Annotated in this window: 1 protein-coding gene; it reads right to left on the bottom strand. The window is 34.5% G+C overall.

The window, feature by feature from the left end; translation table 11 throughout:
• Nucleotides 1–400 precede the first annotated feature (400 nt).
• A complete protein-coding gene (locus F6K13_RS28240) occupies nt 401–1,912 on the bottom strand; it encodes an MBOAT family protein (RefSeq protein ID WP_287289166.1) in 1,512 nt (503 codons plus the stop codon).
• Between the last annotated feature and the right edge of the window lie 562 nt (nt 1,913–2,474).

Genomic DNA, 2,474 nt, shown 5'->3' with positions numbered 1-2,474 from the left:
AGGAGTCAGGAGTCAGGATAAATGGGAATTATAGAGGAGGTAGGAGGAAGAGTTACCCCTTGATTTTTCGGCCCAACTATTGCCCTAAAATACTAACTTTTTGAGCTTTTTAGACCGAAAAGCTTGTACTTTTTTCGACAAAAAAAGGCTAAAACCTTTATCTATCAATGCTTTTAAATTTAATCAGTAAGCCCTAATTATTAATTATTCGGAAAAAAACATTCACTTCATTTAGTTGTACTTCATAACTTCGGAAACTACTGTATCATTTTTATTCAATATTTATTCCCTCTTCCTTCTTATTTCTTCCTTTTATTCCCTCTTCCTTCTTCCCTCTTCCTTCTTACCTCCTCCCTCTTTCTTCTTTCTTCTTCCTTCTTCCCTCTTCCCTCTTCCTTCTTTAAAAATCAAAATAAATATAAGGCAAACCCTCCGGCGCCAGCAACCAAACAACAAACAAAAATACAGGCACTAACAAAACTTTCAACTGCCAATTTAACTGTAACTTCAGACCACGATGAAACCAATAATTAATCGCCATTGCCACTAAAACTCCACAAATTAACCACACCAACTGTAACCTTTCTAAACCCATCGCCTCCAAATAAACTTTATCCACAAATTGAACATCAGCATCATAATTCCACCAGTGAGAAAACACCCAAAAAGAATCCCTTAAATTCGGCAGTCGGAAAAATATCCAAGCACCAAAAACCATACTCTGAGTTAACAACCAACTGATTAAAATTCCTGGCAAACTTTCCCATAGTTTTGTAACTTTAAAATGTTGAGAAATTGCCTCTATTAACCGATGAACTACTAATGCCAAACCATGCAAAATTCCCCAAACAATAAATCCCCAAGCAGCACCATGCCAAATACCAGCAATTAACATCACAATTAACAAATTCAAACAAGTCCGAAATAAACCTACCCTTGAACCTCCCAAAGGAAAATATAAATAGTTTCTCAACCAATCTCCCAAAGTTGTATGCCACCTTCGCCAAAATTCTGCAATACTTGTACTGAAATAAGGAAAATCAAAATTTTGTGGCAAACTTAAACCCATTAAAAAAGCACTACCACGGGCAATATCAACATAAGCAGTAAAATCAAGATAAAGTTGTAATCCATAAGCAATTGTTGCTAACCATAGATCGCCACTTCCAGCACGTTGTAAATTACTAAAACTCAGGTCTACAAAAATTCCTAAATTATCAGCTATTAAAGCTTTTTTTACTGCACCAGTCGCAATTAACCAAATTCCTTCAGTTATTTGCTCCAAAGTTGGTAATTTTAAAGCTGGAGTTTTTACTAAAGCTTGAGTAGTTTTTTTCCCAACCATTCCTAGCTGATTTTGTAGATAATGATAACGAGTTATCGGACCAGAAATAAGTTTCGGAAAAAATAACTTATAAGATGTAAATTCTAATAAAGAAAAAGCTGAAGGAGCGCCTCGATAAACATCAATTAAATAAGCAAGACATTCAAAACAAAAAAAGCTTAAACCTAATGGTGCAATTACATTACTCTCAACCCAATTAGAAGTTTCTAAAATATTAGGTATATTGTAGAGAATGCCAATACTATTTAATAAAAAAGGTATATATTTGAAACTTAATAAAAGTAATATATTGCAGATTATACCTAACCACAATAATAGCAAACGATGGCGATTCCATTGTTTATTGGCAATACGCCAATCTTTTGGTTCCCCAATAGCTTGAGCAAGGTAAAAATTCAATAGAGTAATTATTAATAGTAGTAGAATATATTGAGGTTGAATAGTGGCGTAGAAAAATAAACTAGCAACCAAGAGGACAAACACTCGCCAAGACTGTCGTGGCATTAACCAATAAAGTCCCAACACTATTAATAGGAATAGAGCGTAGTTAAAAGAGATAAAAGTCATACCGTTTCATCCAAGTCAAAAGTCAAAAGTCAAAAGTAAGATTTAATCGGTTTATAGCCTCAAAACTTTTACCCTAAAGTAATTTCAGGAAATTATTTACCTATGCAGTTTGAAACCATTTGTAACATTGTTATTTAAAATTGGTATTATCAGTTATTCTTTATCAAAATAATTGGGTCGCGCAACCCCCCCTTTTCCGGCGAAATGTTTTTGGAGGCAAGATAAAATCCCCACATTACAAAAACAACTTCTGTACGTCGCCCTACCGATGGCTCCCCTCTATCTAACTTCTGACTTCTAACTTCTGACTTCTGACTTCGTTGACAGTACCTCCAGTCATCTCATTGCTTAAATTATGACTTTTGATTTACTTTAATTCTTACTTTTGAGGGACAATTTTTTCTCCTACCTCCTCTATCAATTCCCATTTATCCTAACTCCTGACTCCTAGCTCCTCTGTAGTTCCCATTTATTCTAACTCCTGACTTCTGGATATTGACTTCTGACTTCTGGATATTGACTCCTGACTGAATAAAAAAAATCCAAAAGTACTTGTCAAAAT

Source organism: Okeania sp. SIO2B9 (assembly GCF_010672505.1).
In the GTDB taxonomy this organism is placed as follows: domain Bacteria; phylum Cyanobacteriota; class Cyanobacteriia; order Cyanobacteriales; family Microcoleaceae; genus Okeania; species Okeania hirsuta.
Note: the sequence above shows the minus strand (reverse complement) of the source record. Positions and strands in the feature narration are given on the sequence as shown.

Coding starts and splice junctions, on each gene's coding strand:
- F6K13_RS28240 (WP_287289166.1), bottom strand. CDS start 1,912: ATGACTTTTATCTCTTTTAACTACGCTCTATTCCTATTAATAGTGTTG.